Origin of the sequence: Acinetobacter sp. SWAC5 (genome assembly GCF_003419885.1) — a bacterium.
In the GTDB taxonomy this organism is placed as follows: domain Bacteria; phylum Pseudomonadota; class Gammaproteobacteria; order Pseudomonadales; family Moraxellaceae; genus Acinetobacter; species Acinetobacter cumulans.
This window is the reverse complement of sequence record NZ_QUWR01000010.1, coordinates 1-24,375: the sequence shown is the minus strand read 5'-3', so window position 1 is coordinate 24,375 and position 24,375 is coordinate 1. Positions and strand designations below refer to the sequence as shown.

The 24,375-nt window shown below is 40.4% G+C and carries 17 protein-coding genes and 4 pseudogenes; 13 read left to right on the top strand and 8 right to left on the bottom strand.

The genetic code is table 11. From position 1 onward, the window contains the following. Positions 1-57: 57 nt before the first annotated feature. The 10 genes and pseudogenes from DYI81_RS08740 to DYI81_RS08695 all read left to right on the top strand — a co-directional run bounded on the left by DYI81_RS08740 (position 58) and on the right by DYI81_RS08695 (position 12,486). A complete protein-coding gene (locus DYI81_RS08740) occupies positions 58-1,803 on the top strand; it encodes a bifunctional 3-(3-hydroxy-phenyl)propionate/3-hydroxycinnamic acid hydroxylase (protein ID WP_117007325.1) in 1,746 nt (581 codons plus the stop codon). Continuing rightward, on the top strand, positions 1,800-2,582 hold the full coding sequence (locus DYI81_RS08735; protein WP_117007324.1) for a fumarylacetoacetate hydrolase family protein: 783 nt from the start codon (positions 1,800-1,802) through the stop codon (positions 2,580-2,582). Before DYI81_RS08740 ends, DYI81_RS08735 begins: the two co-directional genes overlap by 4 nt. Positions 2,583-2,631: 49 nt before the next feature. Next, a pseudogene (locus tag DYI81_RS08730) lies at positions 2,632-3,575 on the top strand (acetaldehyde dehydrogenase (acetylating)). Next, positions 3,572-4,583 (top strand): annotated as a pseudogene (gene dmpG, locus DYI81_RS08725) (4-hydroxy-2-oxovalerate aldolase). Before DYI81_RS08730 ends, dmpG begins: the two co-directional pseudogenes overlap by 4 nt. Before the next feature lie 24 nt (positions 4,584-4,607). Continuing rightward, a complete protein-coding gene (locus DYI81_RS08720; RefSeq protein WP_117007323.1) occupies positions 4,608-5,462 on the top strand; it encodes an SDR family oxidoreductase in 855 nt (284 codons plus the stop codon). Positions 5,463-5,587: 125 nt separating this feature from the next. Continuing rightward, positions 5,588-6,202: a TetR/AcrR family transcriptional regulator gene (locus DYI81_RS08715; protein WP_117007322.1), complete on the top strand. Its 615-nt coding sequence runs from the start codon at positions 5,588-5,590 to the stop codon at positions 6,200-6,202. A gap of 100 nt (positions 6,203-6,302) precedes the next feature. Then, the gene (locus tag DYI81_RS08710) at positions 6,303-6,731 is read left to right on the top strand and encodes a cation efflux protein, CzcI-like (RefSeq protein WP_205669741.1); all 429 of its coding nucleotides are present in this window, start codon (positions 6,303-6,305) and stop codon (positions 6,729-6,731) included. Between the two features lie 47 nt (positions 6,732-6,778). Then, positions 6,779-8,101, top strand: coding sequence for a TolC family protein (locus DYI81_RS08705; protein ID WP_117007320.1), 1,323 nt, complete (start codon positions 6,779-6,781; stop codon positions 8,099-8,101). Between the two features lie 13 nt (positions 8,102-8,114). Further along, positions 8,115-9,341, top strand: coding sequence for an efflux RND transporter periplasmic adaptor subunit (locus DYI81_RS08700; RefSeq protein ID WP_117007319.1), 1,227 nt, complete (start codon positions 8,115-8,117; stop codon positions 9,339-9,341). Continuing rightward, a complete protein-coding gene (locus tag DYI81_RS08695; protein ID WP_117007318.1) occupies positions 9,331-12,486 on the top strand; it encodes a CusA/CzcA family heavy metal efflux RND transporter in 3,156 nt (1,051 codons plus the stop codon). Before DYI81_RS08700 ends, DYI81_RS08695 begins: the two co-directional genes overlap by 11 nt. Before the next feature lie 104 nt (positions 12,487-12,590). Here the strand turns inward: DYI81_RS08695 and DYI81_RS08690 are convergent, their stop codons facing one another. The 6 genes and pseudogenes from DYI81_RS08690 to DYI81_RS08665 form a co-directional block, all read right to left on the bottom strand. After that, positions 12,591-13,289: a DUF1826 domain-containing protein gene (locus tag DYI81_RS08690; RefSeq protein WP_117007317.1), complete on the bottom strand. Its 699-nt coding sequence runs from the start codon at positions 13,287-13,289 to the stop codon at positions 12,591-12,593. Positions 13,290-13,417: 128 nt separating this feature from the next. Further along, positions 13,418-13,654 (bottom strand): VF530 family protein, encoded by a 237-nt coding sequence (locus DYI81_RS08685; protein ID WP_078193741.1) that lies wholly within the window; start codon positions 13,652-13,654, stop codon positions 13,418-13,420. A 207-nt stretch (positions 13,655-13,861) separates the two neighbouring features. Then, on the bottom strand, positions 13,862-16,936 hold the full coding sequence (locus tag DYI81_RS08680; protein ID WP_117007316.1) for an efflux RND transporter permease subunit: 3,075 nt from the start codon (positions 16,934-16,936) through the stop codon (positions 13,862-13,864). Continuing rightward, a pseudogene (locus DYI81_RS08675) lies at positions 16,933-17,793 on the bottom strand (efflux RND transporter periplasmic adaptor subunit); the annotation flags it as partial. The pseudogene DYI81_RS08675 and the gene DYI81_RS08680, both read right to left, overlap by 4 nt. A gap of 15 nt (positions 17,794-17,808) precedes the next feature. Then, positions 17,809-18,075, bottom strand: a complete 267-nt coding sequence (locus DYI81_RS08670) for a hypothetical protein (RefSeq protein ID WP_117007314.1) — start codon at positions 18,073-18,075, stop codon at positions 17,809-17,811. Continuing rightward, positions 18,072-19,484 (bottom strand): efflux transporter outer membrane subunit, encoded by a 1,413-nt coding sequence (locus tag DYI81_RS08665; RefSeq protein ID WP_147316030.1) that lies wholly within the window; start codon positions 19,482-19,484, stop codon positions 18,072-18,074. The genes DYI81_RS08670 and DYI81_RS08665 overlap by 4 nt, the downstream gene beginning before the upstream one ends. Before the next feature lie 98 nt (positions 19,485-19,582). Between DYI81_RS08665 and DYI81_RS08660 the strand changes: the two genes are divergently transcribed. Further along, complete coding sequence (locus DYI81_RS08660; RefSeq protein WP_117007312.1) at positions 19,583-20,185, top strand: TetR/AcrR family transcriptional regulator; 603 nt, start codon at positions 19,583-19,585, stop codon at positions 20,183-20,185. A gap of 257 nt (positions 20,186-20,442) precedes the next feature. Here DYI81_RS08660 and DYI81_RS08655 read toward each other — a convergent pair whose 3' ends face one another. Together DYI81_RS08655 and DYI81_RS08650 are read right to left on the bottom strand one after the other, a co-directional pair. Further along, complete coding sequence (locus DYI81_RS08655) at positions 20,443-21,675, bottom strand: type II toxin-antitoxin system HipA family toxin (RefSeq protein ID WP_106984311.1); 1,233 nt, start codon at positions 21,673-21,675, stop codon at positions 20,443-20,445. After that, a complete protein-coding gene (locus tag DYI81_RS08650) occupies positions 21,672-21,932 on the bottom strand; it encodes a helix-turn-helix transcriptional regulator (protein WP_106984310.1) in 261 nt (86 codons plus the stop codon). The genes DYI81_RS08655 and DYI81_RS08650 overlap by 4 nt, the downstream gene beginning before the upstream one ends. Positions 21,933-22,260: 328 nt before the next feature. On the opposite strand from DYI81_RS08650, the pseudogene DYI81_RS18100 reads away from it, so the two are divergent. Then, positions 22,261-22,447, top strand: a pseudogene (locus DYI81_RS18100) (4-hydroxy-2-oxovalerate aldolase); the annotation flags it as partial. A 283-nt stretch (positions 22,448-22,730) separates the two neighbouring features. Next, positions 22,731-24,287, top strand: a complete 1,557-nt coding sequence (locus DYI81_RS08640) for a DUF262 domain-containing protein (protein ID WP_205669740.1) — start codon at positions 22,731-22,733, stop codon at positions 24,285-24,287. Positions 24,288-24,375: the final 88 nt, after the last annotated feature.

The following is a 24,375-nucleotide window of genomic DNA, read 5'->3' as shown; positions in this document are numbered from 1 at the left end:
GAAAAGTTTGAACAAGACTTTTCCTAGGAAAACTCCGCCTGAAAAAAGGTAAATACAATGAAAACGACAAAAAAAATAGCCGATAAAATGATTGATGTGGTGATTTCAGGACTCGGCCCAACAGGTTTGGTTTTGGCGCATATTTTAGGACAACGTGGTCACCAAGTGCTGGTGCTAGAACGTGAGCCCGTGTTTTACGGCAATGCTCGTGCCGTTTATACCGATGATGAATGCATGCGTATTTTCCAGTCGATTGGCATGGCAGATGAAGTGCATAAAGACATGCTGGTGGATACACCTGTGCAGTTAACCCGCCCTGATGGTACGGTGATGTCGCAATATAAACCGCTGCAGCGCCCAAATGGTTGGCCGATCATTAACTTTTTTTATCAGCCTTATTTGGAAACTTCGCTGACCAAAGGTTTAGAAAAATATCCAAATGTGCAAATTTGCCGTGGTCGTGAACTGATTAATTTTAGCCAAACTGCAGATCATGTGCGTGTGACTCACCAAGCCACACAGCAATATCGCTTTAGTGACAGTCATGGCGGAAAAGCCGAAGCAGAAGGTGATTTAGATCTGCAAGAACTGACAGCACGCTATTTGATTGGTGCTGATGGTGGACGCAGTACGGTACGCGCTAAACTTGCCATTGAAATGACTGGAAAGAATTTCCCTGAACCGTGGTTGGTGGTCGATTTACAGCAAAAAGACCGCAATAAAGGTCTCAGACATTTGCCTTATTTTAATTTTGTGGTCGATCCAGATTTACCTGTGGTGAGCTGTGTACAGCCAGACGGTTTTCATCGCTTCGAATTTATGCTTAAAAAGGGTCAAACTGCTGAATATATGGAGCGGCCTGAAACCGTACGTGAATTGCTCACGAAATATGTCAATCCAGATGATTTTGAAGTGAAGCGTAAACTGGTTTATACCTTCAATGCTTTGGTGGCAAATCAATGGCGTGCAGGACGTGTCTTCCTTGCGGGTGATGCTGCACACATGACGCCACAATTTATGGGACAAGGCGCAAGTTCAGGCATTCGAGATGCACATAATTTGGGTTGGAAACTCAGTGAAGTGTTAAATGGTCATGCAAGTGATCATTTACTCGATAGTTATGAAAGCGAACGCCGTTTGCATGCCAAAGCCATGATTGATTCATCGGTATTTTTAAAAGATATCGTCTCGATGACCCATCCAATTAAATCTAAACTGCGTGATACGGTGATGAAAACCGTACAAGCGGTGCCTGCATTAAGGCAATGGATGGACAATGGCGCGTTTAAACCAACTCCTGTCTATGCCAAAGGTCAATATTTAGGTTTGGCGCGTCCGAAGCGTTATTCACCTGAAGGGAGTTTAGCGCCACAGCCTACAGTACGAGATACCCACGGCAAGCGAGTCTTGCTGGATGATATTTTAGATAATCGTTATGCCTTGATTGGACTCAATTGCGATCCAACGGCAAGCCTGTCTGCCGATGCGAAAAAAATCCTTGCAGATTTGAATACCAAATCACTACTGATTTATAGCTACGCCACCCGTCCACAAGGCTTAACTGTGCGTAATTTTAATCAAGATTTGCAGGAAGTCGAAGATATTGAGCAAGCTTTTGCCCAGTGGATGAAAAAATCAGCATCACACAAGGATCAAAGTATTGTGCTGCTCCGGCCTGATCATTTTGTTTTTGCACTGGTATCACCTGAACAATTGAATATGGCGGTTCAGCAGTTGAAATTACAGCTGGATATACCGACGCAAAAAGCAGCCCAAATGCCAAAGCAGGAGTTATTGGCATGACGGACAATAAATTTTATGTAGCTGCCCAAGCCATTCGACAGGCACGTGAAACAGGACAAGCGATTGCCCGTATTTCGGAAAACTTTAACATTCGAAATATGCAAGAAGCATATGCTGTGGCTTGGCTGAATACGGAAACGAATATCGCCAATGGCAAACGCATCGTAGGCAAAAAAATTGGTCTGACTTCAAAAGCCGTACAGACCCAACTCGGTGTAGATCAACCTGATTTCGGCATGCTTTTCGATGATATGAAATATCTGGATCAAGACCAAATTCCAAGTGCTCGGCTGCTTCAACCCAAGGCAGAAGCAGAAGTGGCCTTTATTGTAGCCAAAGACTTGCCAGTACATCGCCCATCATGGACTGAATTTTTGAGTTGTATGGGGCATGCTTTAGCCGCCATCGAAATTGTCGACAGTGTGATTGAGAATTGGAATATCAGCTTGGCAGATACCATTGCTGATAATGCTTCCTGTGGGTTGTATGTCTTGTCTCAGCAACCCATTGCACTGACGGATGTCAATTTTGTCGAATTACCCATGCAGCTGCTTAAAAATGGTGAAGTAGTTTCTACTGGGCAAGGTTCAGCTTGTTTAGGCAATCCATTACGTGCTGCTTGGTGGTTGGCCTGTACCATGGCTGAACAAGGACAAAGCCTGAAAGCAGGTGAAGTGATTCTCTCGGGTGCTTTAGGGCCAATGGTTAGCATACAAAAAGGCGATGTGCTTGAAGCACAGATCGGTGCATTAGGCACGGTTCGTTGTGAATTGATCTAAAACGCAGAACTAAACATCTATCAAAATACATATCGATAAGAGCAAGAAGATGAAAAAAATTAAAAGCGCCATCATCGGCAGTGGCAATATTGGCAGTGATTTAATGATCAAAATTCTGCGCCAAGCCCAGCATGTCGAAATCAGTGCTGTTGTCGGGATTGATCCCGCATCCGATGGTTTGGCACGTGCGCAGCGATTGGGTGTTGCAACTACACATGAAGGTATTGAGGGTTTGGTTCAACTACCTGAATTTGCAGATATTGACCTGATTTTTGATGCGACTTCTGCTCAGGCACATATTCAAAATGATGCATTCTTACGGCAGCATAAACCCAATATTCGTATGGTAGATTTAACACCTGCAGCCATCGGGCCGTATGTGTGCCCGTAGTGAATCTCGATCAGCATTTAGAACAAACCAATGTCAATATGGTCACTTGTGGCGGTCAAGCCACGATACCAATTGTTGCCGCAGTTTCAAAAATTGCTAAAGTGCACTATGCGGAAATTATCGCCTCGATTTCGAGTAAATCGGCAGGGCCAGGTACACGCGCCAATATTGATGAATTTACAGAGACAACATCTAAAGCCATTGAAGTGATTGGTGGCGCTGAAAAAGGCAAAGCAATTATTGTATTGAATCCTGCTGAACCACCTTTGTTAATGCGAGATACAGTCTATATTTTATCTGAATATAGACATCAAGATTTAATTCAACGTGCCGTTGAAGATATGGTAGCGACTGTCAACGCATACGTTCCTGGTTATCGCTTAAAACAAGAAATTCAATTTGAAATTATTCCTATAGATCGACCTTTAAATATTGCAGGGCTAGGTTTACGTTCAGGCATGAAAACCACAGTCTTCTTAGAAGTTGAAGGCGCTGCACATTATTTACCTACATACGCGGGCAATTTAGATATTATGACCTCGGCAGCCTTGGCCACCGCTGAAAAAATTGCACAACATTTGCAACAAGGAGCAGTGGCATGAAAAAGCTATATATTTCCGATGTGACCTTACGTGATGGCAGTCATGCCATTCGTCATCAATATTCTATTGCACAAGTGCAAGCCATTGCCAAGGCCTTAGATCATGCCAAAGTCGACAGTATCGAAATAGCACATGGCGACGGTTTACAAGGTTCGAGCTTTAATTATGGTTTTGCTGCCCATACCGATTTAGAGTGGATTGAAGCTGCGCATGATGTTTTAACCCATGCACAAATTGCAACCTTACTTCTACCTGGTATAGGCACCATTCATGATTTAAAAGCCGCCCATCAAGCAGGGGCTAAAATTGTACGTGTCGCGACACATTGCACAGAAGCTGATATTTCCAAGCAACATATTGAATATGCAAGGCATTTAGGCATGGATACCGTGGGTTTTCTAATGATGAGCCACTTAACTACGCCTCAGGCTTTGGCACAACAAGCCAAATTGATGGAAAATTATGGGGCTGAATGTATTTATGTGGTGGATTCTGGTGGTGCGATGAACATGCAAGACATCCGTGAACGCTTTAGCACTCAAAGATGTGCTTAAACCTGAAACGCAAACGGGTATTCATGCCCATCATAATTTAAGTTTAGGCGTAGCTAACTCCATAGTTGCAGTAGAGGAAGGCTGTGACCGTATTGATGCCAGTTTGGCAGGCATGGGGGCAGGTGCGGGGAATGCACCGCTTGAAGTGTTTATTGCCGCAGCAGAACGCATGGGTTGGTATCACGGAACAGACCTCTTTACTTTAATGAATGCAGCCGATGATTTGGTTCGTCCATTACAAGATCGACCTGTTCGTGTTGACCGTGAAACTTTGGCATTGGGCTATGCAGGCGTATATTCAAGTTTTTTACGTCATGCTGAAATAGCAGCGCAGCGCTATCAACTGAATACGGTCGATATATTGGTCGAACTGGGTAAACGCCGTATGGTGGATGGTCAAGAAGATATGATTGTGGATGTGGCATTGGATTTATTAAAAAATAAAACCGCATAAATCAAAGATTAAAGGAAGAATAAAATGAGTCAGGTCAAACTCAATGGCAAGGTTGCATTGATTACAGGCGCCAATTCAGGCATTGGTAGAGAAACGGCTAAACAGTTGGCACTACAGGGCTATCATGTCTTTATCACTTGTCGTAATTTTGCGAAAGCAAAACCCGTATTAGATGAAATTGATCAATTGTCCGATCAAACTGCCAAAGCGGAATTTATTCAATTAGAACTGAGTGATTTAAACTCCGTAAAAGCCTGTGCTGAGAATTTTCTCAGTCGTAATTTAGATTTGCATCTATTGATTGCAAATGCAGGTGTTGCAGGGCAAAAGGGTTTAACCCAATCGGGTTTTGAATATACTTTCGGTGTATGTCACATCGGACATTTTTTGTTGGTTAAATTACTGACTGAAAAACTCATTCAATCTGCGCCTGCACGAGTGGTTGTGGTGGCGAGTAAAGCCCATCGACATGCTAAAAATATTAATTTTGAAAAACTATTACAGCCTGCAAATAGTCTCGGTGCTATGCAAGAATATTGTACAGCTAAGCTTGCCAATGTTTTATTTGTGAAAGAGCTTTCTAGACGTTTATACAGTACAGGGGTAACCGTTTACGCCGTACACCCAGGGATTGTAGCCACAGATATATGGCGCAGTTTGCCTAAACCTTTGCATAAAGTAATGAATCGCTTTTTATTGACGCCTGAACAAGGTGCAGCAACCTCTTTGCACTGTGCAACTAAAGCACAACTCGCAGGTGAATCAGGCTTGTATTATGAACAATCTAAAGTGGTTCAATCCTCAGCAGTTGCACAAGATATGCAATTGGCAGAACAACTTTGGGAACATAGTGAGCATTGGGTAAAGAGCTATGTATAAATGAAATCACGCATGGAAATGATGGATTTATTAATCATCGCTTCAGTGTATGAATGCCATATATTTTTAAATAACTATGCTAATATTTGTTCAAATTTAAGCTTTTTGTTCAAAAGGTTTGCTATATGGCAATTTCTGCGTCACAAAAAAGAATCCATCGTGCTGCATTACGTTTATTTGCAGAAAAAGGTTCAAGTGCAATTACAGTCAGTGAATTGGCAGAAGTTTCGGGTGTGGCACGTGGCACAATTTATAATAATGGGCTACGTCCAGACAGCTTATTTGAAGATATTGCCTCACAGCTTTCAAATGAAATGAATGCCCGTGTCATCAAAACCTTAGGTGCAGAGGAAGATGCTGCCAAGCGAATTTCTTTTGGTATTCGTATGTATATGCGCCGTGCCCATGAAGAACCTGATTGGGGGCGTTTTTTATGTAAATTTGCCTTTAGCTCTAAGTCATTAATGGGACTTTGGACAGGTGAATCATCGCCATTGTCAGATGTTCAAAAAGGTTTAGATTCAGCACGCTATAACATAGAAGGCAAACAAATTTTTGCAGTCATGAGCATGATTGCTGGGACGGTACTTTCATCTATGTTTTTGGTGCTAGAAGGCTTTAAAACATGGCGGGACATTGGTTCTGAATCTGCCGAGCTAATTTTGTGTGCATTGGGCTTAGATCAAGCAGAAGCGCGGCACATTGCTAATATTGAATTGCCTAATTTGAAGGAGGTCTAAGTGAACTACAAAGCGGAATGCAATATAAATAATACGAAATACTTAACCTATGACTTTGCCCAAGCTTTATAATCGTTAAAATTTTCTTGATTGATGCAATATGCGTTCTGCTACATGGATAACAGTCTTAGTCGGATTGTTCATGTTCCAAAGCCTTTGGAACGTGGCAGCTGCTTTCTGTGTGCATGAAGAGCAAACCCCAGTTTTACAAAGCTATCACTTTGGTCATCATCAAAATACCTTATGCGTCAGCAGTGAAAAAAATCTACAGCATTCGTTGCATCAAGCATCTGAATCCAGTAGCAAACCAGTCAAAAATACCGCTAACGATTTGCAACTCGGTGAAGATCATCAAGACCATTTGCCGTCTATGACGCATTTGATTGTGCAAAATCAACAATCGATTCTTTTTATTGCACATCAGGCCTTTGAATATTCGCCAAAATTTGTTTGGAAGAATCTTTATCAAGCCCCTGATTTATTACTGCAAACACCTCCTCCTGTTTATGCCCCGCTAATGGCGGGGTAGCCTAAAACATTCCCGCCACTTTTTTTAATAAATGAGTGGGAAAAATCATGTCTTTATATTTTATGGCGTTTATACGTCTAGGCTTAGCTGTCGGTATTTCGACGGCCTTACAAAGTACTTTTGCAGAAAATGTCAGCAGTTTTGAATCTGCATTTGCCAAAGTACAAAACTACCAAGCCCAAACAGATATTTGGCAACAACAACAGCAAATCTCTGATTTTAATATGCGCCAAAGCAAGCTCTGGCAGAACCCAAGCCTATCGATTGAACAAAATGGTTTTGGTAAAAATCAAGATCAAGAGCTCAGTATCGGAATCAGCCAGCCAATGGATGTATTCGGTCAGCGTAAAATCAATCAAGCACTCGCGAGTACCTCTGCACAGCAAATTCAGTTGCAACAGCAAATTTGGAATGCGCAAAGTCAGCTGATTGTGAAGTTTGCATGGTCACAGCTAGCCATCGCTCAAAATGAGCAATCGATTTACGCTACACAGCTCAAACTCAGCAAATCTAATTTGGACAGTGCACAAAAACGTTATCAAGCAGGCAGTATAGCTTTGGTGGATGTGGAGCGTGCTCAAATTGAAGCTTTGGAAATACAACGTCTATATCAACAGGCAGTTTTAAAACAGCAAACTGCGGCGCGTCAGCTTTCTAATTTATGGGGTGAAACCACCTCGCAAATCGCGTTGAATAACAGTGTTACACCGTGGCCTGAACAGAGCCAAAGTTTAGTTGAGCGTAATTTATCGGAAGGCTGGTTACAAAAATTGTATGCCTTGAATATTCAGCAGGCAAATCAGCAAATTGAACATTTAAAAGCTCAAGCACGTCCAAACCCAACCCTAAATATGGGCATGTCACGTACTAAGTCTTCAACTGACGCCAATGATACGGCCTTGGTGCTTGGTGTGGATATTCCGCTCAATATTTTTAACCGCCAGCAATATGCCATCCCAATGGCGCAAAAACAGCAAATTTTATTAAATCATCAGCAACAGCGTGAGTTAAAACAGCAAGTTTTGGATATTGCCAACAACGTTCACCAGCTTAAAGGTCTGCGTACGCAGTTTGATACCACAGGCAGTCAGATTGGCTTGGCTGAAAAGGTTCAAAACCGAACTTTGCAAGGTTTTCAGGCAGGTAAATTTGCCATTACAGATGTACAGCAAACCACAAAACAACTCCAAGACCTTCGACTTAGCCAAATGCAAATTTTGGCGCAGGCTTGGCAGAGCGCACTCAGTGCTGAAGCCTTAAGTATTGGAACCAGTTATGAAGAAATCAGCCGTTCAGATGCTTATAGCCAACTAAATAAAAAAGCCATTGAGGCATCCCAAAATCTCATCAACAGCGCATCAGCACAATAAGGCAGTTAATCACATGAAAATTAAACAAGATGGAAAAATTTCACAGCCTTTGATGATTGCAGTTTTGATTGGCTTAACGTTGATGCTGTGTACTGCTATTTGGTTAAGTACAAATAAATCCAATGCCGATAAAACTGAGTCTGAAGGTGAAAATAGCGAAGCCAAAAAGAATGATGCTGAAGCAGAACATGCGGAAGAAGGTGAACTGCAACTCACCGCTCAACAAATGGTGGAACAAGGTATTAAAATGGCGACTGCGGAAAATGGTCTGGTCGAAAATATTATTCAATTGCCAGGTAAATTGGCCGTGAATACAGATCAACAGGCACATATTTCCCCAAACTTCAGCGGTCATGTCGAACAAGTGAGTGTAGCACTCGGTCAAACCGTACAAAAAGGGCAGACCTTAGCTGTGCTGTCAGTGCCTGAATTGATTGATCAGCAAGCCAATTTACGTATGGCTGAAGCCAATTTAGATTTAGCCCGTCAAGATTATCAGCGTGAGCAAAAGCTATGGTCTCAAGGAATTTCTGCCAAGCAAGATTATCAGCGTGCCGAAAATGCCTATCGTCAGGCTCAAATTAGCGTACAGTCAGCACAATCGCGCTTGAAAGCTTTGGGCGCAAATAGCGGTCAAAATGGGCGATTTATTATTCGCGCGCCCATTGCTGGCGTGATTAGTCAAAAAGATATTGTGGTGGGTGAAAATGTGCAATTGGCAGACCAATTGTTCACCATCGAACAGCTTAAAGATTTGTGGCTGGAATTTAACTTAGCTCATCAATATTCCGCACAATTACAAACGGGTCAAATCGTCTCTTTCAAAATCAATAGTTCAGATCAGCTCTATAGCGCAGAAGTACAAAGCCTGACTTCACAGGCAGATGTACAAACTGGACGTTTGGTGGTACGCGCCAAATTAAAACAACAATCTGCTGAGCTTCGCCCAAATGTGATGGTCAATGTGCTATTGGCAGATTCAGGTACTAAGAATGCATTACGGGTGCAAAAGTCCGCCGTGCAAAGCATAGAGGGCAAAGACAGTATTTTTATTGTTGAATCTGAGCAAAAAGGCCAAGTGCATTTAAAAGCGCAAGCGCTAAAACTTGGACAAGCATCCAGTGATGGTCAATGGCTAGAAGTGATTTCGGGTCTTGAGGCAGGGCAAAAGTATATTTCCCAAGGCAGTTTTTTACTGAAATCGGAACTGGAAAAAGACGAGGCTGGCCATGAACACTAATTCAGAGAATACCAACACAAATTTGCCAAAGCCAGAAGGTCTATTCGAACGCATTATTCAGTTTTCAATTCAAAATGCAATTTGGGTGATGCTGTTTGTTTGTACATGGATTGCTGTCGGGATTTACAGTTATCAAAAACTGCCGATTGATGCAGTTCCAGATATTACCAATACCCAAGTGCAAATTAATACGCAGGCCAATGGCTTTACAGCATTAGAGGTGGAACAGCGGATTACCTATCCGATTGAAAATGCAATGGCAGGTATTCCAGATTTGGAGCTGACCCGCTCAATTTCACGTTATGGGCTATCACAAGTCACGATTGTCTTTAAAGATGGTACGGATATTTACTGGGCACGTCAGCAAATTAATCAGCGGGTACAGGAAGTTCAGTCGACATTGCCTGCTCAGGTTTCTCCGACGATGTCGCCCGTTTCGACAGGTTTGGGTGAAATTTATCAATGGGTGCTTAAAGCTGAACCCAAGGCCAAAAAAGCAGATGGCACGGCATATAGCGCGATGGATTTGCGTGAAATTCAAGATTGGATTGTGCGTCCGCAATTACAGCGTGTACAAGGTGTTGCCGAGATCAATAGCATTGGTGGCTTTAATAAAACCTACGTGGTTTCACCTGATTTAAACCGTATGCAACAGCTGAATCTGTCATTAGAACAATTACAGCAAGCGCTTACGGAAAATAATGAAAACCGTGGTGCAGGTTTTATTGAAGAAAATGGTCAGCAGTTAACAGTTCGAGTGCCGGGAACCTTAAACACCATTTCAGATATTGAAAACACCATGATTGACAGCCCTAATGGCAGTCCAATTCGGGTGGGTGATATTGCACAAGTATCGATAGGGCATGATTTGCGCACAGGTGGTGCAACCTATAACGGAGAAGAAACGGTTTTAGGTATTGCCATGATGGCTATGGGACAAAATAGCCGAACTGTCTCGAAAGCTGTAGATTCCAAAATTAAAGACATTCAAGCCAGCTTACCCAAAGGGGTAAAAATTGAAACAGTGTATGACCGTACCACATTGGTGGAGAAAGCGATTAAAACCGTTCAAAAGAACTTGGTTGAAGGCGCAATTCTAGTCATCATCATTTTATTTATCTTTTTAGGTAATATCCGTGCCGCCTTAATTACTGCCTGCGTTATTCCACTATCCATGCTGTTTACCTTAACCGGCATGGCACAAAAGAATATCAGCGCGAACCTAATGAGCTTAGGCGCATTGGATTTCGGTATTATTGTTGATGGTGCAGTGGTGATTGTTGAAAACTGTATACGACGTTTAGCCCATGCACAGCAAATTTTGAAACGTCCATTAACGCAAAATGAACGCTTTAAAGAAGTCTTTTTGGCTGCACGTCAGGCACGCCGTCCACTGATATTTGGTCAGTTGATTATTTTAGTGGTGTATTTGCCAATTTTTGCTTTAAGCGGAGTAGAAGCAAAAATGTTCCATCCGATGGCATTAACTGTGGTATTGGCACTTGTGGCGGCGATCATTCTGTCTATTACATTTGTACCTGCTGCTGTAGCGCTTTGGGTAAAAGGTGAAATTAAAGAAACAGAAAGCAGTTGGATGACTTGGCTAAAAAAGCAGTATCTTCGAATATTAAATACAGCTTTTCATTACAAGGCTGTGGTGATGACTTTTGCACTGTGTTTACTGCTCATTACTGGGCTTTTAAGCACTAAAATTGGCAGTGAGTTTGCACCTCAGCTGAGTGAGGGTGATTTTGCAGTTCAACTGATGCGCTCTCCTAGCACTGGTTTAGAAGAATCATTAAGAATGCAGGAAAACGCTGAGAAACTGCTGTTGAAAAAATTTCCAGAGATTCAGGCTGTATTTGCTCGTACAGGTACGGCAGAAGTGGCAACTGATGTAATGCCTCCGAATATTTCCGATGGTTATATTATGCTCAAGCCACGTAATGAATGGCCAAACCCTAAAGAAAGTGTGGATGAACTGCGTGGCCGTATGGTGGCTTATGTGGCTACGATTCCTGGCAATAACAGTGAGTTTTCTCAACCGATTCAACTGCGCTTTAATGAGCTGATCTCAGGTGTACGTAGTGATGTGGGCGTTAAAATATTTGGCGATGATATGCAAGTGCTCAATACAGAAGCCACTAAAATCGCCAAAATTATGCAGCAAGTTGCGGGGAGCAGCGCCGTAAAAGTTGAACAAACTTCAGGTTTACCTTTATTAAATATTGAAATAGATAAGGCTTTGGCTGCGCAATATGGTTTAAGCATTAAATCTATACAGGATACTGTGGCAGCCAGTGTCGGTGGACAAAGTGTAGGGGAGATTTTAGAAGGCGATCGCCGTTTTGATTTTGTTATTCGTTTAAATGATCAAGATCGTAATGTAAGTACGATTTCACAACTCCCGTTAAAGTTGCCAAATGGTGGCAGTATTGTACTCTCAAATGTTGCCACAGTGTCTAATGTAGATGGGATCAATCAAGTCAGCCGTGAGAATGGTAAACGCCGTATTGTAGTGACTGCCAATGTTGAAGGCCGTGATTTAGGTTCTTTTGTGGCGGATATGCAGACTCAGCTGAAACAATATGCATTACCAAGCGGTTATTGGATTGAATATGGCGGTCAATTTGAAAACCTTGCATCTGCCAAAGCAAGAATGCAAATTGTTATTCCTTTAGCACTACTGACCATCTTTATTTTATTAATGGCAGTATTTCATAATGTGAAAGAAAGCCTGCTGGTCTTTACTGGCGTACCCTTTGCCTTAACGGGCGGTGTACTGTTTCTTTGGTTTAGGGATATTCCACTTTCGATGTCAGCGGGTATTGGCTTTATTGCGCTCTCAGGCGTTGCTGTGCTAAATGGTCTAGTCATGCTGACCTTTATTAAAGAGCTGAGGGACAAATATCCATTACATGAAGCCGTATGGCAGGGCGCTGTACTTCGATTACGCCCAGTACTCATGACCGCCTGTGTTGCCTCTTTAGGTTTTGTACCAATGGCTTTGGCAACAGGTACAGGTGCAGAAGTACAACGGCCTTTAGCGACTGTGGTGATTGGCGGTATTCTTTCTTCCACCTTGCTGACCTTGGTGCTATTGCCCGTGCTTTACCGCTGGCTTAATACAGCTCGATCTAAATAACCTAGACTAATCAATCAAGATTAAAACGATATTGCATTAACCCATACGGTTCATTCATTAGACAGAATGGATCGTATGGACTTAGGATCCATCAATATTTAAAATCAGCAAATCAGCATAAGCCGATACTCACCTGAATTTTCAACAGGTGCGCGGTGCACACAAGGCAAAACTGGCTGTGTAGGATGATCAACCGCCAAACGCCATAAATGACCATTTCCTAGATTTACAGGGACAGCATTTTCTTTGAGCTGATAATGTAAATCAAAAAAATATTCCGCTAAAAAATCATCAAATTTTGATTCTGGGCCATCGTATAAAGCTTTGAGTTGCTCTCGTATTTCAGGAATTAAGATTTTTTGTGTGACATGATCATTTGGCACAATATCACTGGAAGCACCATAATATGTACATAAAAAGGTATCGGTAGCGATCGGTGATCGATCGACATGAAAAGAATAAACATCGGTTGAGATGAAATCGAATTCATCATCGCGTTCATAACATTTGAGCAAATTCAGCGAGGGTGATGCACCAAATGCTGTTAATTGTTGCATGTCATTTAAAATGATTTCTCTAGCTAAATGACCTTGCACTGAGAGCTTTAATTCCATCAGATCATCTATAGAAATTTCGGTTATATTTTCAATCAATTCGAGATTTTCGACTATTTCTTTAAAGTCGCCTTGTAAGCTGCGTTGCCAACAGAGCGCATTCATTTGACCTTCGAAATGACGATGAATCAATTCAGAAAATGTAGTAACTACACCAATTTGAGGATGCTGGGAAAAAGTATTGCTCATAATATGGATCGAATTAAATCTGAGGCGAAAATACTGCGTGCAAGGAATAGCTAGAAGGATTCAGCAGTTTCATTTTATCTTAAAACATAAACTGCTATACAAGATTATTTGAGCGTAGGTATTAATCGTTACGCTTTCTGTTTGGCTTTTTGGCGTAAGACATACAAATATAAACTTTCTACTTTTTCACGTGCCCAAGGTGTAGTACGTAAGAATCGTAGTGATGATTTAACGCTTGGATCTATGCAAAAACATCTAATTTCAATTTTTCGGCTTAAGCCTTCAAAACCACCGTAGTAATCCAATAATTCATCCAAAATGTCAGCAAGTTTTTTGCCGTGTAAAGGGTCATTGGAGGTGCTCATATTAGATCAATCATATTTTGGGAGACCATTATTATAACCTGAGCGAGTTGAAAAATGAGAAGGTTTCAAATTAAACCTTTTGAACATAGGAAATTGCAGTTTATTGATGAGTTAAATTTTTATAAATATTAATGGCCCAAACTTTAAGATTTAGATGTATTTAAATGCATAAAAAAGGAGCTCTAGAGCTCCTTTTTTAGTGAATCGTTAAACTTGTGCTTTAGATTTAAACTTGGATTTAATCCAATGATGTAAATCATCAACATAAGTAAAGATCACTGGAATCACCACAAGGCTTAACACGGTCGAGGTAATTAAACCGCCAATCACAACAACGGCTGTTGGCTGTCTAAAGCTTGGTTCAGCGCCAAGCCCCAAAGCATTCGGCATCATGCCGGCAGCCATTGCAATTGTGGTCATAATGATTGGGCGGGCACGTTTAGTGCATGCATCCATTACGGCAGCATAACGACTGAGACCGTGCTCATTACGGGCAATAATGGTGTAATCCACCAAGAGAATAGAGTTTTTCGTCACAATCCCCATCAGCATCAGAATACCGATGACCACTGGCATTGAATACGGCATGCTGCAGATATACAGTGCAACAAATGCACCGCCCAAAGCCAACGGCAAAGCAGACAAGATCGTTCCTGGCTGTAAAAAGTCATGGAATAGAAGCACTAGCACGGCATAAACGCAGACAATGCCAATAAACATTGCTAAACCAAAGCTACTAAACATTTCCGACATGTTTTGCAGCTCACCTTGCTGAATCTGTTTCACGCCTTGAGGTAAGTTTTTCATTGCTTCAAGCTGCATCACTTGGTTTTGTACTTCACCAATACTTAAACCATTTAGTTCAATAGACAATGTGACATTACGCATACGGTCCATACGGCTGATTTGAGTAGGACCACCTTGAATTTGAATATCAGCGATACTGCCTAAACTGACAGAACCATTGCTTCCTTGCACACGTACTGCTGCAATTGATGATAAATCATTACGTACAGATGGATCTAAACGCACGCGAATTGCAATTTGGCGCTGGTCTAAGTTCAGTTTTGGCAAGGTTGTTGAGTAGCCACCGTATGTTGCATAACGAATGGCATCAGACAGTGCTTCAGATGTAACGCCTAGCTGTGCTGCCTTGGCAAAATCTGGCGTGATTTGGACTTCAGGCTGTTCAATGGCAGCGCTAGAACTGACATTACCAATGCCTTTTAAACCACGCATTTGCACTTCAAGGTTGTTGGCTGTTTCAGTCAGTAAATCTGCATTATCGCTGGCTAAGGTAATATCAAGTTTTTCACCGGTGTTACCGCCGCCAACACTGATTTTAACGCCAGCCAAAGGTTTTAATTTTTCACGAATATCTTGCTCAACTGCACTTTGACGGGTATCGCGCTCATCATACGGCGTCAGTTCCACTGTTAATGTTGCTGAGGCCACATCAGCAGTAGAAGAGCTGTCCATGCCAGAACCGCTTGAAGCTGTACCGACAGAACTGAAAACTTGTTTTACATTTGGATTTTGCTGGATGATTTTACTGGCTTCTTCAGCAGCCTTCGATGTTTGATCTAATGTAGAGCCTGGAGGTAGCTCAACGGTAACCGTGGTCTGTGATTTATCCTGTGCGGGCATAAAGGTGACGCTGTTTTGCATACCAATAAATAGCGTCACAAAAAAGAAGGCAGATGCCCCGAGTATCGTGGTTTTCCTATGATTTAAAGTAAATTTTACGATGGCTTTATAGTGTCGCATGACCCAGCCATCTGGCTGTTTTTTGGTTTCTTCCTTCTTATTTTTTGGTTTCAGCATATATGCTGCCATCATTGGTGTAAGCAGTCGGGCAACCAATAAAGAAAATAAAATCGCAACCGAAGCAGTAATACCGAATTGCTTAAACACGAGGCCTGGAATACCGCCCATAAATGCGGTTGGCAGGAAAATCGCGACAAGTGTCAGTGTTGTTGCAACCACCGCAAGACCAATTTCATCGGCAGCTTCCATAGCTGCTTGGTACGGTGTTTTGCCTTGCTCTAAATGCCGTTCAATGTTTTCGACTTCTACAATCGCATCATCGACCAAAATCCCGACAACTAAAGACAGCGCCAATAGGGTAATGACATTCAGCGAATAACCGAGATAATACATCACCCCAAAGGCTGGAATAATCGATAAGGGCAAGGCCACAGCCGAAATAAACGTAGTGCGCCAGTTCTTAAGGAAGATAAAGACCACGATGATTGCAAGCAAGGCACCTTCATACAGCATGGTCATCGAGCCATCATAGTTGTCTTGAATGGAATCAACTTTGTTGCTGATTTCTTCAATTTTAACGGCTGGATTTTTTTGTTGAAATGCTACGACTGCTTCGCGGACATGCTTGACGACTTCAACATCTGAATAGCCTTTTGAGCGTTCAACCTGAAAACCAATAATCGGTTGGCCATTCAAATAAGCACGAGTAGTACGTTCAGCTGTAGTATCGTGAATTTGTGCAATTTGATCTAAACGTACATAACGGCCATCTTGCAGTGGTATAGAAATTTCACGTATATCATCTGCTGTTTTTACTGTTGCTAGGGTACGGATAGATTGACGTTCACCGCCAACGCGTCCTTGACCACCAGAGGCTTCTTGCTGCACAGCTTTAAGCTGTTTAGAGACATCTGAAGGCATTACACCTAAACCCGCCATGAGCGTCGGATTTAAGTCAATTTGTACTTCTCGGTCTACACCGCCAACACGTGAAACACTATTAACGCCATTGGCCGCCATTATGGCATTGCTGACGTCATTATCAACAAACCAAGACAGGTCTTGCTCATCTAGATTGTCTGAAGTAATGCTATAGGTCAGTAAGCTAGAGCCTGCCGCAGTCACTTTAGACACCGTTGGCGAATTCATGCTTGAAGGCAAATCGGCTTTGGCTCCGTCGACCGCATTGCGGACTTCAGACAAAGCGACTTCTACGTCTTTTTCCAGTTCAAAACTCACGGAAATATTTACAGAACCGTCAGTAATGGTTGTGGTGATGTGATCAAGCTTGGTCAGTGAAGTGAGTTTGTCTTCAATTTTACGTGCAACTTCAGTTTCAAGCTGTTCAGGTGCAGCACCTTCTAAACTTGCGCTGACTGTGATCGTGGGTAAATCCATGTCGGGCATATCTTGAATGCCCAGCTTCATAAACCCGTACAATCCCATAATCGTCAACATTATAAATAGGACGATCGCTGGGATGGGGTTTTTAATAGACAGGGAGGAAATGTTCATTCATTTACTCCATGCTGCGTATTTTGCGCGGTCGTTTTCTGTGCAATTTTGACGGTCATACCATTGGTGAGAAATGCACCGCCAGTTTCAACAATTTTTAAATTGAGTGCCAAGGGGCTTACAATTTCTACAAAACCATCCTTACGGCGTGCGGTTTCAACCACTTGACTATTGGCAATGTTTTTATCATTGACCACATAGATATATGAACGGCCGTCACGCATCACAATTGCCGTTTGAGGTAGCACGTATGCTTTATTTTGACCAACAGTAATTTTGCCGTCGACAAAAGTGCCAACATTGGCCGTTTTACTGCCTTTTAAAGTTACATATACAATGCTGCGCGCCGTATCAGTGGATACAGAAGGGCTGACTGTTCGAACTGTACCAGTTAACTTGGTTTGATCTGGCAGTGTCACTTCTGCAAGATCTCCTGCTTTGATTAAATGCGACTGTGATGCATCTACCTCTGCACGCCATTCAATCACGCCATTTTTAATCATGTGATACAGTTCAGTGCCAGCACTCACTACATTGCCGACCACACCTTGCTTGCTGTAAATAATTCCGCTTGCAGGTGCTTTAATAAAAGTTTGACTGATTTTAAGCTGAATCATATCTAACTCAGCTTTAGCAGCATCTAAGTTTGCTTTTGCAACTTCTTGATTAATTTTATATTCTTCAATTTTCTGTGCAGATAAGGCACCACTTTGACCCACAATCGTTGCGCGGCGTACATCTGAAGCCGCTTTTTCTAAATTCACTTCTGCTTGTGTCACAGCTGCTTTTTGTTTTGCTGATTCCTTCTTCAAATTTTGATCAGAAAGTTTAGCTAAAAGCTGGCCTTGTTTAACTGAAGTACCAACTTTGTATTACAAATCTGATAGGCGGTAACCACTAATTTCGGGACTGATAATAATTTCTTCGTATGGTGCAATTAAACCGGTCACAAAAAACTCTTGAGGCCAAATTTGTTCACTTAAATTGACAATATTGACTGTCATGGATGCTTGCTGATCGGCATTTTCAGCTTTCTGTTCTGATTTTTTGTCTTCTTTTTTATTGAACATTAAGGCAATGACCAAGCAAATGATGATCACGGCACCGATCAAAATGGCCATTTTTTTAGAGATTTTCATTGAATTTCACCATTTTGAGCGATATGTACTGACTTTTTTGGCGTGAATGTGCCACCTAAGGCTTTATACAAGCTGATCCAGCTCTGTGTATGCTGCTGCTGAATGTTCACCACACTGATTTGCGCATTGAGAGCTGAACGACGTGCAGCTTCTAAATCTAATAGGTTGGCTGAGCCAGCTTTTTGACTGATTTCAAGTGCATTAAAATATTTTTGGTATTGCACATAACTGCTTTGTGCGCTTTTTTCTTGTTTTTTCAGGGCTTGAATCGTGACCAGCTGTTTTTCAATTTCAGCGGCAGCATTAATGACACCTGACTGATAATCAGCAACAGCAGCATTGTATTTAGCAATATTGCTTTCAACACTAGCTTTACGTTTACCTGCATCAAAAATCGGCTGTAATAGATTTGCGCCAATTGACCATGTATTTAGGCTGGCTCCGCCAGATGACGCAGCATTAATGACACCAGATAAACTCAAATTTGGATAACGGTCTGCTTCAGCGCTTTTGATTTCGGCATAGCTTGCAAATACTTCACGCTCTAAAGCAGCAATATCTGGACGGTTGCGCATGACATCGGCAGGAACTTCGCTAATACCAAAGCTTCCATGCTGTAGCGGAAATTTAAGTGATGATTGGGCAAGAATTTGACGTAATTCTGATTCATCAATACTGGCTAAGGCCGTCATTGATTTAATCAAGATTTCACACTGTTTATTTTGATTTATGCTGTTCGAGCGTGTGTTTTCTAAATTTGCCACAATAAGGGCGTGATCCATAGGGGCTGTAAAACCCGCTTTAACTAAAAGGGCAGTGGCTTTTTCAGTTTTTTGAATGGAACTTAATTCTGTTGTGTACACCCGCTGTATCGAACGACAAGCTAAATACTGCGTATAGTAATCCGCCATCTCAGCAGCCAGAGAAATCTGCATATTATGCATATCTGCGGTACGCGCTTGTAAACGTGAAGCTGCTGCATCACTTTGATTTCGATATTTTCCCCATAAATCAATTTCCCAACTGGCATCTAAGCCAATCGAGTTTTGATTAGATTGACCGCTGGTATCTTTCACACGGCTGACAGTGCCGTTGCCAGACAATGCAGGGTATAAGTTGGCACGCTGTGTGGTTAAATTTGCACGTGCTGCGTCAATATTGGCTAAAGCCTTGACTAAACTTTGGTTATTTTCAAGGGTGGTACGAATCAATTGTGTTAAAGCAATCTCATGAAATGATTGCCAAAATTGAGTGAACTCAACACTGTTTGAAGTTGGATCAGGTGATGAATTCCACTGAGCCGATACTTTTGCAGCAGGCGCTTGATAGCTTCCTGAAGCAATACATCCATGCAGCAAAGGAAATAAAATCATCAGACAGCCAAACTTGGTCTGACTTGAAATATTCAAAATAGCACCAATAACTAAACTAGACGGTTTAGTTTAGTTTGACAGTTTAACACTGTCAAACTTAGACTACGCTTTGAAATTACTTAAGGGGTGGCTGAATGGCTAGAGCAAAGAGTGAAATAACCAAGCAAAAAATTTTAAAAGCTGCTTTATCTGCCTTTAAAAAACAAGGTTATAGCTCGACTAGCATGGATATGATCCGTGATGAATCTGGCGTATCCAAAGCCACACTTTATAATTATTTCCCATCTAAAGAAGAATTATTTTTAGATGTTATGATGTATGAAATGGAACAGCAGCATGGCGCACCACTATTTGATTTATTTGAAAAGCACGAACTGTCAGTAGCATTAAAAATAATGGCAAAACAAATGATTACAGTATCATATTCAAAAAATATTATTGCTACACGCCGTATGCTGGTAGCAAATGCATCGAATAAAAATCTTGGGCAGTTGTGTTATGAAAAAGGCCCAAAGCTTGGTGAACGTATGATGTGCGCTGTTTTTCAAAAAGCGATGAATGATGGTATTTTGATGAAGGCTGAACCACGTGTCGTTGAGGCACATTTTCGTGCATTAGTGGATGCTGAATTTAGTCAGATCTTTACTTTTGATTTAGAAAATATCATCACTGCAGAATGGATCGAAGCGGCAACGGAAAGGGCAGTTGATGTTTTAATGCGAGCATATAAAATTTAAATTTTCTTTTTTATCTTTATTTCAAAGAAGATGTATGACCTGAGCTCAACAATATTAAATTAATAACGTTGAGCTGACTTTTTAAGAAGAATTGGCAATGACGACCTAACGCTTAGAATATAAAACTCAAAAAAATTACCACAATTTCAAAATTCACTTTTCTCAGAAAGTGCCATGGATAGGAAGGTATTTATGGACGTATGAGAACAACGACCCATTGCTTGTATAGATGTGTATGAATTACATATTTAATATAACTATTCAAATTTCTTCTTTCTGTCATGTCGATAATTTTTTGAATCAGAGCTTGATTTCATAATATTTGAGATTGATTGTTCTATAGATGTCCGCAATCCATCAAATAGCTGTACCTCATTAGATACTTGGAGATAATCTAATATATTTTCGCTAAAAGATTCTATGATTTCTCTTGGATTTCTAATTCTAAAATGCTCGCTTTCAGCTAATTTTAAGAGATGAGATAGTTCAGGAAATGCTTTGCTTCCAGCGAGTTTAAGCGCCATTTTATTATCAATTGATTCGTATATAAGTGTATGCGTAATATCAAATGGCGGTGAAACAAAAATGTTTTTCATATCCGGGGAATACTGTAGAGCAAAGTTTTTCAGATGCGCATCACCATTTCCTACTAAGCAATTAAATACAATGTACTTATACATTTTTTCAACTTCAGCTACACTACCAGTATAAAGATATGTCGCTTTCAAAAGTGTTTCATAGCTCCCTGAGTATTTTGCATCTGGGTCATTTGACTTTTTCATGAGCGTCGTAAAATCTTCATAGCCTAGTTTTGTACCATCACTGGATTTATCAAACCGTTCTACAACATATGTTTCTAAATTTTCAGACAAGTAAGTGTGTGGTGGCTTAAGTCCACACTGTCGTGCAGCCTGCATACAGACAAATTCATTAACGGTTAGTAATGGAAATTCTGAATCAAACGACTTTACGATTAGATCCTTTTGTTGAACTGTTCTATCTGTTTGAACAGTTTTTGCATTTGGTATGCTCACCTTGGGTTGCATACCAGCCAGAGAATTTCTGAGATAATATTTTTCCAATAGCTGTGGAAAAAGGGGTTCATGACTTTGGTAAGATAGGATTTCACTCAAACTCAAAGAATCTGTTTCGGGTAAATCTAGCTCACTTTTATAAGAGAGCATTCCAATTCCTTGACTACCTTGCAGTGCCAATAAATACATGTCATTAACTTTGGCATATCTGGCAAGTTTTTCAGCAATGAATCGTCGATTAAAACCCTCAGGCAAGTTCTGAGCAAATATTGGGTGAAGTGCACCAGAAGAAAAACCATCCATGCCTTTACGAGTCATCGTGAGTGATACATGCTGTTTTTCCTGTGTTGGCTGATAGTGGTGCACTGAACCATATGTCAATACGCCTAATTCAGCTTGATTAGCACATACCTTAATATTCGTGATTTTGGCAGGAAGTTTTGTTGGCGTACTCATTCGCTATCATCCACAAACATATTTTCAATTTCATCCCAGTGAGGGAGTGAATGTTGCTTTGGAAATACTTCAAACTGTAAACCTACTGCATCAAGTACACGCTCAAATATGTCATACGAACCTGTAAATCGACCATTCTCAATCTCTGAGATTGTGGTTTTGTTGATTCGAGTCAATTCTGATAATTCTTGCTGTGTATGACCGAGGGCTTTTCGTTCGATACGAACTTTTTTCCCAATTTCTGCTCTACTTGCCATAGAAATTTCACCACAAAAGTAGCCATATAGCTAACATATTATATTATTTATCAATTATTAGCTATATAGCTAATATATTTTATGTAATTTAATAAAAATTGGCATAAAATAGAAATCTCATAAGTTATTGAATTTCGTTTCAGTAAGAATGAGATCAAGTTATCCTTAAGTGTAGATTTAACTTATGTTCACTTGAAATACACTTCACAATTAATTTAATAATATATTTTTTTTCAAAAACTTATTTAAAATACAATATGCTTTAAAAATTGAAGTTCATGAACTATGAATAAAAACTGAGATCTAACCTACAAATCTAAAACTGCAAAAATCCATGAAAGATGTAATCAAGCCAAAGACTGAAACGGGCATGCATGCGCACCACAATCTAAGTTTAGACATGGCGAATAGTATTGCGCTCTATAGAACATGGCTGTACCTGTATTAATGCCAGCACAGGTATGGCGTCAGGTGCAGGAAATGCACCGCTGGAAGTATTTATCGCTGCAGTAGAACTATAAGATTGAACCATGACTGTGTTATGAAGTTATTGTCAGGTATAAATCATTTAACTTATGTTCACCTAAAGTCTAGTTCATAAATAAATTACAATATATTTTAATGTTATTTAATCACTTATATGTGTTTTTTAGTTTTTTTTAAAAACTCGATTCATGAACTTCTTTTAAAATGCTAATTTTTATTGTGCCTTAACTTTGAAAGGTTTGGACTAAGTTTATTTTTAAATGTTTATGCAAAAAATCATATAAGATTATGATGACGCGTGAGTTGTTGATAATGACAAAACGTCTTTTTCTAACTGAAGTTTATGGGGAAAAAATGCTTGATCATAATGAATTAACCCTCAAAACCATTAATGATTTGTTGACAATGTCATTTTTTATTCCAGCTTATCAGAGAGGATATCGATGGTCTGCAAGACAGGTTATTGAACTATTAGAAGATGTTTATGAGTTTTGTGATAGAAAAATTAAAGTAGAGGAAGATTTTTATTGTTTGCAGCCTGTTGTTGTAAAACAAAAAGGTGAGCAATGGGAGCTTGTGGATGGGCAGCAAAGATTAACAACAATTTTGTTAATCTTGGGTTATTTCAATAGCCGTTTTGCCGAGGATTTTAGAAAACAATTATATATACTAGAATACGAAACACGCCCAGAAAGTCGTGAATATTTGCTCTCATTAGAAGAAAATAAAAGAGATCAGAATATTGACTTTCATTTTATCTTTGAAGCCTATTCTAATATCAGAGCATGGTTTAAAGATAAGGTGCATAGAATTAATGATATCGAATCGGTATTCTTAAATAAAGTTAAGATTATTTGGTATCAACTGGCTGAAGCAGAAAATGTTACGGATGTTTTTACCCGTTTGAATATGGGAAAAATTCCTTTAGTGAATGCTGAGCTAGTTAAAGCCTTATTTTTAAAATCCAGTAATTTCTTCCACGAAGGTCAAACTGCAAGGCATCTGCAACAGCTCAATATCGCTCAAGAGTGGGATGCCATTGAAAAGCGCTTACAGGATGATGCATTTTGGTATTTTGTGAGTAATCAACCAATCGCCTCGAACCGTATAGAGTTTGTATTGGCATTGGCAGCAAGAAGACTAAATAGTGAAGGGATTCTTGAACACGACAAACTCAAAGTTTTTCTGCAGTTTAATAAACAGCTGCAGAGCAAAAATAGTGAAGTTGATGTGGCCAAAGAATGGCTAAAGGTAAAAATGTGTTTTATGACTCTAGAAGAGTGGTTTAATGATAAAGCACTGTTCCATTTAATCGGCTATTTGGTTGCACAAAAGGTAACTATTGAAACAATATTCGATTTAAGCGAAACCTGTAAAAGTAAATATGTTTTCCGCCAAAGTCTTATAGAGCTAATATTTGTAAAAAACTTTCCTGGTAAAAACTTAAGTGAGGTATCTAAAGTATTAATTGAAGCTGAACTATCAGAGCTAAATTATGAGACTGATCCCAAGAAGATAAGATCAATTTTGCTACTGTTCAATATTGCTAGCTTGTTAGCTAACCCTGTAACTAACTCACGTTTTCAATTTAATAAATACAAGCAAGACAAGTGGGATATTGAACATATACGTTCTGTAGCTTCAGATATGCCTACAGATAAAAATAAACAGATAAAGTGGCTGGAGAATGTTGTTGATTATATTTCTGACGAAAACATGATTCATATAGAAGAAAAATCGACAGGAGATACAGATATTTCACATGCCATCAAGAAAGATGCAGCTGAGTTACTAAAAACTGACTTTAATGATCAGCAGTTTCAAGTGATTTTGAACCGTACCGGGTTTGTCGGAGACTCAGTATTCTGAGAGAATGTTCCGATGACCAAATTAAAATATACCCCTGAAATCAGAGAAAGAGCGGTTCAATTATTGATTGAATCTGAAAAAGACTATC